14 protein-coding genes are annotated in these 15,570 nt (G+C 71.9%); 2 read left to right on the forward strand and 12 right to left on the reverse strand.

What is annotated here, in order from left to right; translation table 11 throughout:
• Positions 1-34 precede the first annotated feature (34 nt).
• The 7 genes from ACLII4_RS15880 to ACLII4_RS15910 form a co-directional block, all read right to left on the reverse strand.
• Complete coding sequence (locus ACLII4_RS15880) at positions 35-1,333, reverse strand: glutamate-5-semialdehyde dehydrogenase (protein WP_412068369.1); 1,299 nt, start codon at positions 1,331-1,333, stop codon at positions 35-37.
• Positions 1,326-2,459, reverse strand: coding sequence for a glutamate 5-kinase (proB, locus tag ACLII4_RS15885; protein WP_412068370.1), 1,134 nt, complete (start codon positions 2,457-2,459; stop codon positions 1,326-1,328). The genes ACLII4_RS15880 and proB overlap by 8 nt, the downstream gene beginning before the upstream one ends.
• Positions 2,452-2,913, reverse strand: coding sequence for a hypothetical protein (locus ACLII4_RS15890; RefSeq protein ID WP_412068371.1), 462 nt, complete (start codon positions 2,911-2,913; stop codon positions 2,452-2,454). Before ACLII4_RS15890 ends, proB begins: the two co-directional genes overlap by 8 nt.
• A 137-nt stretch (positions 2,914-3,050) precedes the next feature.
• Positions 3,051-6,875 carry a multifunctional oxoglutarate decarboxylase/oxoglutarate dehydrogenase thiamine pyrophosphate-binding subunit/dihydrolipoyllysine-residue succinyltransferase subunit gene (locus ACLII4_RS15895; protein WP_412068372.1) on the reverse strand — a complete coding sequence of 1,275 codons (3,825 nt, stop codon included), beginning with the start codon at positions 6,873-6,875 and terminating at the stop codon, positions 3,051-3,053.
• Positions 6,876-7,021: 146 nt separating this feature from the next.
• Entirely contained in the window at positions 7,022-7,921 is a 900-nt protein-coding gene (locus tag ACLII4_RS15900) for a hypothetical protein (RefSeq protein ID WP_412068373.1), read from the reverse strand.
• 366 nt (positions 7,922-8,287) lie between these two features.
• The gene (locus tag ACLII4_RS15905; RefSeq protein WP_412068374.1) at positions 8,288-9,556 is read right to left on the reverse strand and encodes an ABC transporter permease; all 1,269 of its coding nucleotides are present in this window, start codon (positions 9,554-9,556) and stop codon (positions 8,288-8,290) included.
• Between the two features lie 50 nt (positions 9,557-9,606).
• Positions 9,607-10,560: an ABC transporter ATP-binding protein gene (locus ACLII4_RS15910; protein WP_412068375.1), complete on the reverse strand. Its 954-nt coding sequence runs from the start codon at positions 10,558-10,560 to the stop codon at positions 9,607-9,609.
• 104 nt (positions 10,561-10,664) lie between these two features.
• On the opposite strand from ACLII4_RS15910, the gene ACLII4_RS15915 reads away from it, so the two are divergent.
• Positions 10,665-11,216 (forward strand): hypothetical protein, encoded by a 552-nt coding sequence (locus ACLII4_RS15915; protein ID WP_412068376.1) that lies wholly within the window; start codon positions 10,665-10,667, stop codon positions 11,214-11,216.
• Between the two features lie 3 nt (positions 11,217-11,219).
• On the opposite strand, the gene ACLII4_RS15920 is transcribed toward ACLII4_RS15915, so the two are convergent.
• Together ACLII4_RS15920 and ACLII4_RS15925 are read right to left on the reverse strand one after the other, a co-directional pair.
• Complete coding sequence (locus tag ACLII4_RS15920) at positions 11,220-12,653, reverse strand: serine hydrolase domain-containing protein (protein WP_412068377.1); 1,434 nt, start codon at positions 12,651-12,653, stop codon at positions 11,220-11,222.
• A 54-nt stretch (positions 12,654-12,707) separates the two neighbouring features.
• Entirely contained in the window at positions 12,708-12,998 is a 291-nt protein-coding gene (locus tag ACLII4_RS15925) for a hypothetical protein (protein ID WP_412060488.1), read from the reverse strand.
• Between the two features lie 86 nt (positions 12,999-13,084).
• Between ACLII4_RS15925 and ACLII4_RS15930 the strand changes: the two genes are divergently transcribed.
• Entirely contained in the window at positions 13,085-13,369 is a 285-nt protein-coding gene (locus tag ACLII4_RS15930) for a DUF4290 domain-containing protein (protein WP_412068378.1), read from the forward strand.
• Here ACLII4_RS15930 and ACLII4_RS15935 read toward each other — a convergent pair.
• Genes ACLII4_RS15935 through ACLII4_RS15945 form a run of 3 tightly spaced genes read right to left on the reverse strand, consistent with a single transcriptional unit; the run spans position 13,356 to position 15,244 of the window.
• Positions 13,356-13,892 carry a DinB family protein gene (locus ACLII4_RS15935; RefSeq protein WP_412068379.1) on the reverse strand — a complete coding sequence of 179 codons (537 nt, stop codon included), beginning with the start codon at positions 13,890-13,892 and terminating at the stop codon, positions 13,356-13,358. The genes ACLII4_RS15930 and ACLII4_RS15935 overlap by 14 nt on opposite strands.
• Positions 13,892-14,434, reverse strand: a complete 543-nt coding sequence (gene ruvC, locus ACLII4_RS15940; protein WP_412068380.1) for a crossover junction endodeoxyribonuclease RuvC — start codon at positions 14,432-14,434, stop codon at positions 13,892-13,894. Before ruvC ends, ACLII4_RS15935 begins: the two co-directional genes overlap by 1 nt.
• A gap of 48 nt (positions 14,435-14,482) precedes the next feature.
• The gene (locus ACLII4_RS15945) at positions 14,483-15,244 is read right to left on the reverse strand and encodes a YebC/PmpR family DNA-binding transcriptional regulator (RefSeq protein ID WP_412068381.1); all 762 of its coding nucleotides are present in this window, start codon (positions 15,242-15,244) and stop codon (positions 14,483-14,485) included.
• Between the last annotated feature and the right edge of the window lie 326 nt (positions 15,245-15,570).

Genomic DNA, 15,570 nt, shown 5'->3' on the forward strand with positions numbered 1-15,570 from the left:
CGACGGAAGGGCTCAAGAGCACGGCTCCCGAGCTTCACGCGCCCTCCAGGCCCTTCCCGGCGCGCGGCGGTACCGCGTGGCGCGTCTCGCCCGCCCCATGGACGACGAACTTCTGCGTCGTCAGCGCCTCCAGCCCCATCGGGCCGAACGCGTGGAGCTTCGTCGTCGAGATGCCGATCTCGGCGCCCAGGCCCAACTCCCCCCCGTCCGAGAAGCGCGACGAGGCGTTGACGAGCACGACCGACGCGTCGACCTCGCGGACCCACCGGCGGGCCGACGACACACTCTCGGTCGCGATCACCTCGGTGTGGAGCGACCCGTAGCGCGCGACGTGGTCGAGCGCCGCGTCCAGCCCGTCGACGACGCGGACGGCGACGATGGGCGCCAAGAACTCGGCGGCATAGTCCGCCTCGCTAGCTTCGGGGACCGATGCGCCAAGGAGCTCGCGGGTGCGGGCGTCGCCGCGGATCTCGCCGCCATTCGCGGTCATCTCTTCGAACGCGCGCGGAAGGAAGTCCGCCGCGACGGACGCGTGGACGAGCAGCGTCTCGAGCGCGTTGCAGACGCCCGGCCGTGACAGCTTGCCGTCGAGCAGCAGGTCGAGCGCGACGTCGAGGTCGGCGGTCTCGTCCACGAACAGGTGGCAGACGCCCTTGTAGTGCTTGATGACGGGCACGCGGCTGTGCTCGTCAACGAACCGGATGAGCCCCTCCCCTCCTCGCGGGATCACCAAGTCGAGGTGGTCGCTCATCCGGACAAGCTCTTTGATCGCTTGGCGGTCGGTGGTGGGCACGAGCGTCACCGCGGCGGGGTCCAGGCCCTCGTCCGCCAGCGCGTGGTGGAGCGCCGCCGCGACAGCCCGGTTCGAGTGGACCGCTTCGGAACCGCCTCGGAGCACGACGGCGTTGCCGGCCTTGAAGCACAGCCCGGCGGCGTCGGAGGTCACGTTCGGCCGCGCCTCGTAGATCATCGCGATCACGCCAAGCGGCACGCGCATCCGGCCGACTTCGATGCCGCTCGGCCGTCGCCGCACATCCGCCATCTGCCCTACGGGGTCGTCGAACCCCGCCACCTCGCGCAGGGCCGTCGCCATCGCCGCAATGCGCGAGGGCGAAAGCGCCAGCCGGTCCGTCATCGCGTCCGACAGGCCGCGCTCGCGGGCTGCGTCGAGGTCGCGAGCGTTCGCGGTGAGGATGGCGGCTTCCTCCGCGACGAGCGCGTCGGCCATCGCGCGGAGCGCGCGGTTCTTGGCGTCGGTGGACAGCGCAGCGACCTGCCGGGAGGCCGCCTTGCAGGCGGCGACGTGATCGGCGAGGCGAGCGGAGTCAGGCATGGGGGGGCGGGTCGACCAAGACAAGGTCGTCACGGTGGATGACGGCAGCGGGGCCGGCGAACCCGAGGGCCGCCTCGACCTCGTCGCTCTGGTGGCCGCGGATGCGCGCCAACTCGTGGGCCGCGTACCGCGCGATCCCACGCGCCAACACCGCGCCCGTCTCGTCGGCCACCTCGACCGGGTCGGCGCGCGAGAAGTCCCCGGTGACCGCGACGACGCCCGACGCCAGCAGCGACGCGCCCTGCTGCCGGAGCGCCCGGGCCGCACCGGCGTCGACGACCACGCGACCTGCGACGGGGGTGGCGTGCAAGAGCCAATGTTTGCGGGCTGCCAACGGGGGGTCGAGGGCATAGAAGAGCGTCCCGCGCACGGTGCCGTCGGCGAGCGCCCCGAGGCCGGCCACGTCCGTCCCGTCCACGAGCACCGTGTCGATGCCGCGAGCCGTGGCCTTCTCGGCGGCCTCGACCTTCGTTCGCATCCCGCCCGTCGCGGAAGTGGTGCCCGCACCGCCCGCCATCGCGCGGATCCGGGCGTCGACGCGCTCAACGGCGGGCACGAGCCGGGCGTCGGGGTGCGTGCGCGGGTCGGCATCGAACAGTCCAGCCACGTCGGAGCAGATCACCAGCAGGTCGGCGTCGGTGAGCACCGCGACGTGCGCCGCCAAGTTGTCGTTGTCGCCGACGCGCAGTTCATCTACGGCGACCGTGTCGTTCTCGTTGACGACGGGCACGACGCCGCGCGCGAGCAGCTCCCCGAGCGTGTTGCGCGCATTCAGAAACCGGTCGCGGTGGACCAAGTCGTCGTGCGTGAGCAGCACCTGAGCGACCGGGGCGTCGAGCAGCCGGGCCCAGCGCGCCATCAGCCGGGGCTGGCCGATGGCCGCGAGCGCCTGCTTCTGCGGGATCGTGCGGGGTCGTCGCCCTCCGGTCGCCGCCAGCCCGGCCGCGACGGCGCCCGACGACACCACGATCACCTCGCGCCCCGCCGCGCGGCTGGCGGTGACGAACGCGGCGATGGCGGCGAGGTGGGCGTCGCTGGGCGGCCCGTCCGGCGCTACGAGCGCACTGCCAACCTTGACGACGGCGCGCGCCCACGAGCGGAGCGGGGTCGCGACTCTGTCAGTCATCACCGGCCTCGGGGAATTCATCAAGGTCCGCGAGGTCCTTCGCCCGACCACTTGCCCGCTTGTTCTGGCGGAGGTGCGCGGGGTCGATGACGGGGACGGGGACGCCATCCCACTCGCTGACGATGCGCCCCGCCCAGCGCTCTTCGAACGTGACGCCGTCGATCGAGGTCATCACCTTCGTCCGATGCGGCGGGAGACCCATCCGGGTGATCTTGCCATCCCCGAGGAATCGGCTCGGGTCGAGCCCCGCCGCTTCAAACCCAACCAACCGAATGGCAGCGACCACGCGGTCTGCATTCTGTGGCGTCTGTCGAATCCAAAGGTCGATGTCTCCGGTCACGCGAGCGTAGCCGTGAAGCCCGACTGCGGACCCGCCGACGAGCAGATAGTCAACGTTCGCCGCGTTCAGCGAACTCAAGAACTCGGTGAAGTCGGGCGGTAGCCGCGTCTCCATAGTTGACCTCGCGAAGGTGCCGGATGGTCTGGAGCCGCATCTCGGGTGTCTGCGCCCACCAGAAGGCTCGGTCGGCCTCGGCCGCCGCCTCGTGGGAGTCGGCGACCGAGAGGACCGAGCGGTCAACGTGGCCAGGCTCAGTCATCGAGCCCGAGGGCGGCGCGCAGGAGGCGCTCCTGCTCGGCGGCGTGGACCTTGGCCGAGCCCGTCGCCGGGCTCGCGGCGGCCGTGCGGCCCGCGTACGCCACGCGCGCCGTCTCCCCGCCGACCTCCGCCAGCAGGTCGTCCAGGCGGGGGCGGACGAACGTCCACGCGCCCATGTTGGCCGGCTCCTCCTGGAGCCATACCACGGGCTTGCCGGCGAACCGCGCCAGCTCCTCGCGGACGGCGTCGTCGGGGAACGGGTAGAACTGCTCCAGCCGGGCGACGGACACCGAGGACGGGTCGTCGAGCGCCTCGCGCGCCTTGAGCACGTCGTAGACCACCTTGCCAGAGCAGATCACCAACCGGTCCGCGCCGGGCTGGTCGCCCGCGACAAACGGCTGGTAGCCGCCGTCCGCCAGGTCGTCGACGGACGAGACCGCTTGCGGGTGGCGCAGCAGCGACTTCGGCGTCATGATGATGAGCGGCTTCTTGTGCTCGCGCAGGACCTGCCGCCGTAGCGCGTGGAAGTAGTTGGCCGGCGTCGAGTAGTTGGCGACGATGATGTTGTCCTCGGCGCACGCCTGCAGGAACCGCTCCAGCCGTCCCGACGAGTGCTCGGGGCCCTGGCCCTCGTAGCCGTGCGGGAGCAGCATCACGAGCGACGACGTCTGGCCCCACTTGGCCTCGGCCGCCGTGATGAACTGGTCGATCATGATCTGGGCCCCGTTGACGAAGTCGCCGAACTGGCCCTCCCACAGCACCAGCGCGCTCGCGTCGGAGACGGTGTAGCCGTACTCAAAGCCGAGCGCGGCGTACTCGCTGAGGAGCGAGTCGTAGACCTGGAACCGGGCCTGCCCGTTGCCGGGGCCCCCGTCGGACAGGTGATTGAGCGGGATGTAGCGCGAGCCGTCGGTCTGGTCGTAGAGGATGGCGTGGCGCTGGCTGAAGGTGCCGCGCCCGGAGTCCTGGCCCGAGAGCCGGACCGGCGTGTCCTCGAGCAGCAGGGTCCCGAAGGCGAGCGCCTCGGCGAAGGCCCAGTCGATGGTGCCGTCCTCGAACTGCTTGCGGCGGCGGTCGACGACGAGCCGCGCCAGCTTTTTGTGGACCGCGAAGTCGTCCGGCAGGCCGACGACCGTTTCCATCACGTGGGTGAGCGCCTCGCGGCTGGCGGCCGTCTCCACGTCGCCCGTCGTGGCCGGGGCCGGCGCGGGGATCGGGTCGAGGTCGCGGCGCTTTTCCGCGAGGTCCTTGGTCTCCTCGAAGGCCCGGTCCAGGATCCCCTTAAAGTCGTCCAGGATGGCCTCGGCCTCTTCGGGCGTCAGCTCGCCGCGGCGGAGCAGCAGCTCCAGGTAGAGCTTGCGGACCGACCGGTGCCCGCCGATGTCGGCGTACATCAGCGGCTGCGTGTAGGACGGCTCGTCGCCCTCGTTGTGGCCGTACTTCCGGTAGCAGACCATGTCGATCACCACGTCCTTGTTGAAGACGTTGCGGTAGTCGAGCGCCAGCCGCGCCACACGGACGGCGGCCTCGGGGTCGTCGCCGTTGACGTGGAAGATCGGGGCCTGGATCATCCGAGCGATGTCGGTCGCATAGGCCGACGACCGGCTGTGCATCGGGAGCGTCGTGAACCCGATCTGGTTGTTGACGACCAGGTGGATCGTGCCGCCGGTCCGGTAGCCCTCCAATTGCGACAGGTTCAGCGTCTCGGCGACCACGCCCTGCCCGGCGAACGCGGCGTCGCCGTGGATCAGGACCGGCAGCACGCGGTCACGAAGCATCTTCTCGCTCGCCTCCGGGTTGGCCTCGACGATCCGCTGCTGCTTGGCCCGCACCATCCCCTCGACGACCGGGTTGACGGCTTCGAGGTGGGACGGGTTGGACGCCAGCGTCAGCCGGGTCGTCGCGCCGCCCGACGACGTGTGCGTGCCGTACTGGCCAAGGTGGTACTTCACGTCGCCCGAGCCGTGGACGGCGTCGGGGTCGGCGGTCCCCTCGAACTCGCCGAAGACCCGGTCGTAGGGCTTGCCCAAGATGTTCGTGAGCACGTTGAGGCGCCCCCGGTGGGCCATCCCGATCACGACCTCCTCGGTCTCCTGGTCCGCGGCGTCGCTCAGGACGGCATCGAGCAGGGGGATCATCGTCTCGGCGCCTTCCAGCGAGAACCGCTTGTGGCCGATGTACTTGGTGTGGATGAACTGCTCCAGGGCCTCGGCCTCGTTGAGCTTCTCGAAGATGCGCTTTTTGCGGGCCGTGTCGATGGGCTCGCGGAAGTTCTGCGGCTCGATCCGCTCGATGAGCCAGCGCTTCTCCTGGGGCGACGACAGGTGCATGAACTCGCTCCCGACGTGGCCGGTGTACGTGTCCCACAGGATGTCGAGGATGTCGCGGAGGGGCATCTTGCCTTTCCCCGCCAGCCCGCCGCCCACGCCCGCCATGCCGCCGGTGAAGAACGCCCGGTCGAGGTCCCAGACGGTCAGGCCGTAGTTGCTGGGGTCGAGCTCGGTGTGGTTGCGGGGCTCGTAGCCGAGCGGGTTCGTGTCCGCCAAGAGGTGGCCGCGCACGCGGTAGGCGCGGATGAGCTCGTAGACGCGCGCCTGCTTCTCGACCTTCGAGGCCCGGCCACCGTCGCCGAGCGCCGACTTACCGAGCGACGGGGTCGAGTCGGCGCCGGTGCGGAACGGGGGCGTGTGCAGGCCGAGGCTCTGGAAGACCTCGTCGTAGAACCCGTGGCCGCCCTGCAGGAGGTCCGCGATGTGATTGAGGAACTCGCCCGACTCGGCGCCCTGGATCACGCGGTGGTCGTACGTGCTCGTCATCGTCATGACGGGGCTGAGCCCGAGGCGGGAGACCTCGCCGGGGTCCATGCCCGCGTACTCGGGCGGGAAGCCGATGGAGCCGACGGCGATGATGACGCTCTGGCCCGGCATCAGGCGCGGGACGCTGAGCTGGGTCCCGATCCCACCGGGGTTGGTCAGCGTCGCGGTCGTGCCTGCAAAATCGTCGAGGTCGAGGGCACCGTCGCGGGCGCGGCGGACGATGTCGTTGTAGCCCTTGAGGAACCCGCCGAACGACAGCGAGCCGGCGTCTTTGACGTTGGGCACGAGGAGCGACCGCCGCCCGCGCTTTTCGACGTCGATCGCCAGCCCGAACCGCGTCGTCGCCGGCTCGATCCGCTCGCCGACACCCGCCTCCTCGCGGAACGCCGCCTTCATCGACGGGACCGCCTCCATCGCGCGGATGATGGCGTACGCGATGAGGTGTGTGAACGAGACCTTGTTGCCTCCGGTCGCCCGCTGGTGGCGGTTGATCAAGCGCCGGTTCTCACTCAGCAGCTTGACCGCGATCTCGCGGACGGAGGTCGCCGTCGGGATGGTGAGGCTCGCCTCCATGTTCTCCACGATCCGCCGCCCGACGCCCTTGATGGGTGCGGCGCCGGCGCCCTCGGGGAGCGGCACGGTGGGGGCCGCCAGCCGGGCGGGCAACTCGGCCGGAGCGGAACCTGGGGCCGGAGCGCTCGGGGCCGGTGCGCTCGGGGCCGGTGCGCTCGGGGCCGGGGGGGCAGCCGGAGGTGGGGTCGCCGGGGCCCCGTCGCCGCTGGCGGGACGGGCGGCGCCGTTCCCGGAGGGCTCAGGCGCGAGCATCGTGGCCTTCTTGTCCGACTCCGAGGCGTCGGCGCCGATGCTGTCGGCGTAGCCGGGTCCGGGGTCGAAGTCGGCGAAAAAGTCGCGCCAGCTCTCGCTGACCGACTCGGGGTTCTGGCGGTACTGGGCGTAGAGGTCCTCGACGTAACCGCTGTTGAATCCGAACATGCTGGGCATCCGCTGCGCGCGGGAAGGGGCGGGGGGCTCGACGAAACGTACGCGCCCGGCGGGGGGCGGATTCCCTCACGGCCGGCGGAGCGCCCATGAAACGCGGGCCGCCCCCCAAAGGACGGCCCGCACGTGGCGTGCGGACAGCGGTTGAGCTACCGCCGACGCCCGTCGTGACGGCCCTGGCGGCCCCCACGGCCTGCGATGGCAGCGTGGATAAGCACGACGGCGCGCTGTTCGTCGCTCAGCACGGGTTCGCGCTCCGTGCGCTGCTCGCGCTGGGCGTCGCGCAGGGCGCGCCGGTCGAGCCGGCCCTGATCGTCGAGGTACGGGCGGAGGTCAGGGCCCTGGCGAGCGGTCCGCTGGGCGACCATCGCTTGGCGCTGGGCAGCGGTCAGGCCGAGCGCGGCGTCGCGGGCGTCGGACTCGGCATCGCGCTGGGCGGCGCGCTCGCGCAAGCGCGTGGCGGCCTCGGCGGGAAGCAGGGCGGCGCTCCGCGTCACGGCGTCGGCGCGGAGCTGGCGGACGCGAGCGGTCAGCTGGTCGGCCGAGAGGTCGCCGGCGCGATACTGGTCCGCGAGCGCCTCGGTCTGGGTTCGGGTCTCCTCACGGATGGTGCGGAGCGCCGTGCGCTGGGCGTCGGTCAGCGGCGTGCGCTCGGCTCGGTCACCGCGATCCGAGCGGGTGCCCCGACGGGCACGGCCGCGCCCGGCGCCGCGCTGGACTCCGCGAGCGCCACGGGCCGATCGGGCGCCGTCGCGGCGGCCTCGGGCGTAGGTCTGGAGCTGGGCGGTCTGCTCGTCGGTGAGCACACTGGCCACCTCGGCGGCGGCGGCCCACAGGTCGGCGCGGTCGGCGTCGGCGTACGTCGCAGCGACGGCGTCGAGGGCGGCCTGCTGCCGGGCGTCGAGGGAGAGGCCTTGCGCGAGCCGGTCGAGGCGGGCGTCGAGGGCGGGGGCCTGGGCGGCGGGCTGGGCGTCAGCGGCGACGGCCACGCCGAGGCCGAGGACGAGAGCGAGGCCCGCGCGGCGGGCGAGGCTGGAGAGATGCGTCAAGGGTTCGGGGGGAAGGAGTGAGCGGGGGCCGGCTGTCGTGCCGGGCGGACACTACGGCGCTCCCGCCCCGAATCGTCTCGCGCTCAGGCGATGCCGCAGAGTGACCGTCGGGCGGCGACAACTCCGCCACATCCGACGCCTGTTGGGGACGGGCGAGGGGAACGGGCAGAGTGCTGGGCACCCCTCTGCGCGCGCCCGGGCCGGGCGCACTTTCCGATCGATGTGGATTGCGACGCGTGCCGGGCTCGTGTTCGCGAGCGCCCGGCTTGCGGTCGGGGGCTTGCGCCAGTCTGGTGGGCACGCCACCCGCGTGCCCCTACGGGTGCCTTGGGAAAGGTCCTGCCCGCGCCCCGTCCCCCATGCCCCCTACGCCGTCCGCAGCCAGCGCCACAAGTCGGTGAGCGTCGCCTTCTTGCCGTACATCAGGATCCCGACGCGGTAGATCCGCGCCGCTAGCGCGATGACGCCGACGAACGCGGCGACGAGCAACACGAACGACAGGCCGATCTGCCATGCGGGCACGTCGGTCACCGCCATCCGTACCACCATCAGAATCGGCGAGGTCAGGGGAAAGAGCGACATGAACAGCGCCAGCGGGCCGTCGGGATTGGCGGCGACGGGGCCCAAAAACAGGATGGGCAGCATGATGGGCAGGATCACCGGCATCTGGAGGCTCTGCGCGTCGGCCTCCTGATCGACGGCGCTGCCGACGGCGGCGAACAGGCTGGAGTAGAGGAGGTAGCCGCCAAGGAAGAAGAACACGAACGCCAGCATCAGGCCGGGCGCGAACATCCCGGAGAGCTGGGCGGGGTCGAGCGGCAAGTCGGCACCGCCCGCAGGCGACGTGGCCACGTCGGGCGCGAGTGCCAGGAACAGAGGCCCGGCGGCCAGGCTGAGGCCCACCATCAGCGCCGCCCAGGCGGTGAGCTGCACCAGCCCGACCGCGCCGATCCCCAGTACCTTGCCCATCATCAGCTCGAAGGGCCGCACGCTCGACGCGATCACCTCGACGATCCGGTTCGCCTTTTCCTCGATCACCCCGCGCATCACCATCATGCCGTAGATCAGGATGGAGATGTAGATCAGCAGGCTCAGGAAGTTGGCCAGCAAGAAGCGGCCGAGCGCGTCGTCGGCGGCGTCACCGTCTTCGGAGACGGTCACGCGGCGGACGCTCACATCGGACTCGAAGGCGGCCACGGCGTCGGCGCTGGCACCCGCCACGCGGGCCCGCTCGCGGCGGACGGCCTCGCGCACGGCCGAGCGTACCGACGACCCGGACTCGAGCCCGCCCTTGGCGTAGTACCGCGCGTCTTGGCTGCCGGCCACGATCCCCGCCGGAAGCACGAGCGCCCCGTCCACGTCGCCCGCCAGCACGAGGGCGCGCAGCGTGTCGAGGGGCGCCCCGCTCCGGGTCACGATGGCCATCTCGCCGAGCGCCGTCTCCACGTCGTCCGCCAGCCGGCCGGTCTCGTCGACGACGACGATCCGCGCGCCCTCGTCCTCGTCGAACGCCAGCAGCGGCAGCGCGAGCGCGGCGACGGCCAGGAACGGCACGAGCAGCGTTGCGGCGATAAACAGCTTGGAGCGGACGCGCCGCAGAAACTCGCTCTGGGCGATCAGAAGGGTCTTGTTCACGAACTCAGGGAAGCGGAGGACGAAGGCAGAGAGACGGGCGATCGGTCGGGTCAGGCAGCGACGGCATCGGACGGCGTCGGCTCGCCGAGCCCCTCCATCCCCGCCCCCTGGACGGCCTGGCGGAAGATGTCCGCCAGCGGCGGTTCGTGGACCTCGAACCGGTCCACGTCGACGGCCGCGTGCGCGGCGCCCAGCACCTCGCGCGGCGTCGCGCCGGCGAGCCGGACCGAGACCTGCCCGTCGCTCTGGCTCAGCACCCGGACCGCGTCGGCCGCCACGAGCGGCGCCAGCCACCCGCCATCGCCGACAAAGTGGACGGAGACGGTGTCGCGCCCGAACCGGCGCTTGACCTCGCGCAAGCCGCCCGACAGCACGACGCGACCGTTCGCCATCAGGCAGATGTCGTCGCACAGCGCCTCGACCGACTCCATGCGGTGGCTGGCGAAGAGCACCGTCTTGCCCCGTTCGCGCATCTCGCCGATCACCTCGACGAGCAGGTCGGCGTTGATGGGGTCGAGGCCCGAGAACGGTTCGTCCAAGATGATGAGGTCCGGGTCGTGGACCATCGTGGCGATAAACTGGACCTTCTGCTGCATGCCCTTCGACAGCTCCTCGGTCTTCTTGCCCGCCCACGAGCGCGCGTCGAAGCGGTCGAGCCAGCCCGCGACGGAGCGCTTGGCGTCGGCCTCGGCCATGCCCTTGAGGCGGGCGAGGTAGACGAGCTGCTCGCCGACCTCCAGCTTGCGGTAGAGCCCGCGCTCCTCGGGGAGGTAGCCCATCCGCTCCTGCGAGGCGCGGCCGACGGGCGCGCCGCCGAGCGCGATCGTCCCGGTGTCGGGCGTCGTGATGTACGTCACCATGCGGATGGTCGACGTCTTGCCGGCGCCGTTCGGCCCGAGCAGCCCGAACAGGCGGCCGGGCTCGGCGGTGAACGAGACGCCGTCGACGGCCGTCGTTTGACCGTAGCGCTTGGTCACGTTTTCGAGACGGAGGGCGGTACTCATTCGACGGTGGGATCGGGGGGAACGGCGCGGGCAATGGCCCGGAACGGCCGGGCGGCCCGAAGGTTACTCTCTCCCCCCGGCGCCGTGCCCTCTCCCCCACGCCCATGCCGCGCCTCCTCGTTTTCGCCGCCCTCCTCCTCACCGTCGCGGCCTGCGACTCGACGGACAGCCTGCTGGGCGAGTTCGTCGGCCGCGTCACCGTCGGCGACGCCTCGCGGCCGGTCGAGGGCGAGGCGGTCTACACGGTGATCGAGACTGCCGACGGGCCCGAGTTCGTGCTCGGCCTGTTCGTCGGCGACTTGTTCGACAGCGACCGCGAGGACTACGACTACGTGCTGTTCCGCCGCTGGGGCGGCGTCCCGGGCCCGGGCGGCTACGCCGTCGACGACGACCCGACGCGCGCGTTCGGCGCGACGATCGCGGCGGTCGAGGACGCCGACGAGCCGCTCGACGCGACCGGCGCCGTGCTCGCGGGCGTCGACGGCACGCTGGCGATCACCTCGCTCGACAGCTACGGCTTCATGGCGGGGACGTACCGCTTTACCGCCGAAGGGCTGTCGCTCGACGCGCCGGGCCGGTCGGTGCGCGGCGCCGCCAGCGGCGTTTTCGAGGCGCGCTACGAGCGCCCGGAGGTCTTCGCCCGGATCGGGCTGTAGCGCTCAGTCGGCGGCGATCCGCTCGAAGCGCAGCCCGTCGACCGTGAACGCATCGCCCTCGGAGCTGGCGAAGACGACCGCCGTCGCGTCCCGCCGGTCGAAAAAGGCCGTCGGCGACTCGGGCGCCAGCCGGATCGCGCCGCCGTCCCACTCGCGCGCGAAGACCAGATCCGCGCCCGCGACGCGGATCGTGACCACCAGCCCCGGCCGATCGACCGCGCAATAGCGGCCTGCGAAGCGGCCGAGGTCGGCGGCCGCCAGCGCCACGACCGTCTTGCGCGTCGGGCCCGGCTCGTCCCACCCGAGGTGGTCGGCGACGGTGATCAGGACCTCGTGCGCGAGCACGCCCCCGAGGTCCGAGTTCGTCATCACGACGATGGCCCGGCCGCCGTCGGTCTCGGCCGTCATCACGGCGTGGAAGCCCTCGTTCGCACCGCTGTGCCCGAAAAAGCCCCCGCCGGGGCGCACGCCCGGGCCCAGCCCGTGGCCGCCGACGGGGTCGGGCATCACCATCTGGCGGACCGTCTGGGCATCGAGCACGGGGTGCGGCTCGCCCGCGAGCGAGCGCTGAATGGCGAGGAGCCAGCGCGCGAGGTCGGTCGGCGTGGTCCACAGCCCGGCGGCGGCCTGCTCGGGGTACGTGTGGAAGCGGCCGTCGACCGGCGTGCCGTCGGGCCGGTAGCCGGTCGCAGCGAGCGAGCGGACGGCCTGGGGGAGCCGCATGGCGGCCGTGCTGTGCCGCATCCCGAGCGGCGCCAGCACGCGCGTCCTCAGCACGTCGGCGAAGGGCTGGCCGGTGACGTCCTCGATCATCAGCTGGGCGACCGTGTAGCCGCCGCCGGAGTACCGGTACGCCGTGCGCGGCGTCTGTGCCACCCGGACCGCCTCGGAGTTGCCGTCGCCGCGCAAGACGCCCGCCGTGGTCGGAACGGTCTCGCCCGGCCCGTAGCCGGAGAAGCCGTGGACGCTGAGCCCCGCCGTGTGCGTCAGCAGGCCGCGCAGCGTCACCGGCGCGTCGGCGGTGAGCGGGGAGTCGGGGACGCGCCACGAGGCCAGGGCCCTGTTCACGTCGGCGTCGAGCGCCAGCCGGCCGTCGTCCACGAGGTCGAGCGCGGCGGTCGCGGCGATGGGCTTGCTGAGGGAGGCGGCCTGGAACCGCGTCTCGGGCGTGGCGGCGGTCCCGGTCGCGACGTGCGCCAGCCCGTACGCGCGCGCCCACACGACCTCGCCGCCCTCGACGAAGGCGAGGCTCGCGCCGGGCACGCCGAGCTGCGCCATCCGCGCCCCGATGCCGACCGGCTCGCGCGGCTCGTTCTCGATAAGCAGCGACGGCACGAGGCCCGTCTCGATCCGCTCGATCAGCGGGTGGGCGGATTGGGCGGATTGGGCGGCGACGGACGCGCACAGCGCGACGACGATTAGGAAAGCCAGGCGCATACAGTCGGGGGGAGGCCTCGGAGACGTCGGCCGCCGCCGATCGTTGCGGTCCGCTCAGATCAGCGCCACGCGGTCGTCCGGGATCGGCAGGACGTACTGCGGCTCCAGCGCCTCCTTGTGGACGCCAAGCTGGCCGGTCCCCCGGAAGTCGACGAGCACGTGCTCCTCGGTCTGTGAGACCACCTCGCCGATGCCGTAGAAGGCGGGGGCCGGGCCGTAGTAGACCAGCTCGCCCGCCTGCACTGCCGACGCCCGGGCGCGCCGGTAGAACGGCGGCACGACCGGCAACAGCTCCAGCCGATACGGCGGGCGCGGGTTGGGGAACGCGGGGCGAGGAGCGGGCATGGGCATCGGCCCCACCGAACTGCGGTGGGGCGCCGGTAGTATAGGCGCCGACCCCGTCCGGGACGCCCCTCTCCCCTGCCCCTCATATGTCGTACGCCCGCCGCATCCTCGACCGCCAGGTCGGCCGCAACGCCCAGTTGCTGGCGGAGTCCGCCGCCGCGCTCGACACGCCCGCCGCCCGCTTCCCCTACGTCCGGATCCTGGTGTCGCTGATCGAGACGGCGCACCCGGAGTGGACCCAGACGCCCCGCAAGGCCGAGCGCATCGCCGAGCTGGCGGTGTCGATGTCGGACGGGGCACTCGACGCCGCCGAGGTGGCCGACGTGGTCCGCGTGCGCGACGAAGAACGGGGCCACGTCACCGCGACGTAGCGCCGATCACGGACAGGTACGCGGCCCACGGGCCGACCTCGTCGCGGGAGGCCCGCGCCAGCGTCCGCGCGATCTGGACGATGTGCCCGTGGTCGTGGGCCACCCACGTCGCCAGCAGCTGGCGCAGAGTCACGACGCCGAACCCAGGGTGGACGCCGGTCCGGCCGAGGTCGGCGGGCGTCACCGTCGCGCGGAGCCACGTCACGTTCCCGGCGCGCGCGTCGGCGAAGGCGTCGAGCAGGTCGGCGATCGTCTGGCGGTCGGCGTCGGCGAGCGAGGCGTCGCGGTCGTAGGGCACGAACTGGGGATTCGACTCCGCCAGCATCCGCCTCGCGCGAACGGTCCAGTCGGTGCGCTCACCGTCGATGAGGTGGGCGACGACTTGGCGGGGCGTCCACGTGCCGGGGCCGTCGTCGGCGTCGAGCCAGTCGGCGGGGAGGCTCGCCAGCAGGGCGCGGAGCACCGCGGGCGTCCGGGTGAGCGCGGCAGCGGCGGTGTCGAGGCGGAAGGGGACGGCGGCCATCAGCGGACGCGGCCGGGGTTCGCTTTGATAAATGCGGCCCAGTCCTTCGGGGCGCCTGCGGCGGGTCCGGCGTTCGCGCGGCGCGCGTGGCAGAGGGCGGCCGCGAGCGCGTCAGACGCGTCGAGCTTGCCGGAGTCCGCCAGCCCCAGCTCAGCGCGGACCATGAAGGCGACCTGCTCTTTGGCCGCGCGCCCGTTCCCGGTGACGGCCTTTTTGATCTCGGCCGGCGCGTACTGCACGACCGGAATCTCGCGGTGCATCGCCGCCAGCATGACGGTCGCCTCCACGCGGACCAGCTTGCGCAGCGTGTCGACGTTCTGGCCCAGAAACGGGACCTCGACGGCCGCCTCGTCTGGGTGGAACTCGTCGATCAGCTCGATGATGCGGGCATAGATCCGCTGGAGCCGGAGCGCATGGTCGAGGTCGGCAGGCAATTCGATGGTGCCGAACGCGAGCGCGCGGTCTTTCTGTCGCCCCACGCCCGCCTCGACGACGCCGTAGCCGGCGGTGCGCGTGCCGGGGTCGATGCCGAGGACGATCATGGGAGGGGAGGCTAGGGGCCGGCGAGACGGGGCACGAGGCCCCGAGTCCTAGCCCTCGTACTCGGCGAGCGCGGCGTCGTCGACGTGGAGCGTCGAGAAGACGGCCTGGACGTCGTCGTGGTCGTCGAGCTGGTCGAGCAGGCGGAGGACCTTGGCCGCGTCCTCGGGCGCCAGCTCGGTCGTGGTCGTGGGAATGCGCACGAGCGAGGCCTCGGACGGCTCGATGCCGGCCTCCGCGAGCGCGGCCTGGACGGCGCCGAACGTGTCCGGCGGCGCCTCGATCACGAACACCTCGCCGTCCTCACCCTCCTCGCGGCGCAGGTCGGACGCGCCCGCATCGGCGACGAGCAAAAACAGATCGTCCTCCTCGACGCCCTCCGCCGGCACCTCGAAGTGGGCTTGCGGCTGGAACAGGAACGCGACGGAGCCCGACGAACCCAGGTTGCCACCCGCCTTGACGAACAGCGAGCGGAGGTCGGCGACGGTCCGGTTCGTGTTGTCGGTCAGCGTGTCGATAAAGACGGCGACGCCGCCGGGCGCGTAGCCCTCGTACGTGCCCTCCTCGTAGTCGGCCCCCTCGATCTCGCCGGTGCCCCGCTTGATGGCCCGCTCGATGTTGTCCTTGGGCATGTTGGCGCCCTTTGCTTGGTCGACCGCCAGCCCCAGCCGGGCGTTCATGTCGGGCGACCCTCCGCCCTCGCGCGCCGCCATCATGATGTCGCGCGTGATGCGCGCCCAGACCTTCGAGCGCTTGGCGTCGGCCGCCCCCTTCTTGCGCTTGATCTTCGACCATTTGTTGTGGCCCGCCATGTCGTCTCTCGCAGTGTCCTGCCAAGATACGGGGGACCGGGCGCCAACCTGCTTGCGCCGACGCTCCAGGAGCCTACCGCGCGGCCACTATCTCGAGAGTGTGCGAAGCGGGCGCGGTCGTGACCGAGACCACGTTCGCGGCTGCAAACGCAGCGATGGCAGCAAGGCAGAGCAGGATGGGCTTGAGGGAGGTCATGGGAGCGATCGGAGCGGTACCAGAGCCCCTTGACAGGCCCGTGCCATCGTCTCAACTGACCGTTCACTACGACCCGCGCGGAACGACAGCCTCACGGATGCGGGCCTCCATTTCCGAGGCCGCGCCCGAC

This window comes from Rubrivirga aquatilis, from assembly GCF_046845665.1.
GTDB lineage: Bacteria > Bacteroidota > Rhodothermia > Rhodothermales > Rubricoccaceae > Rubrivirga.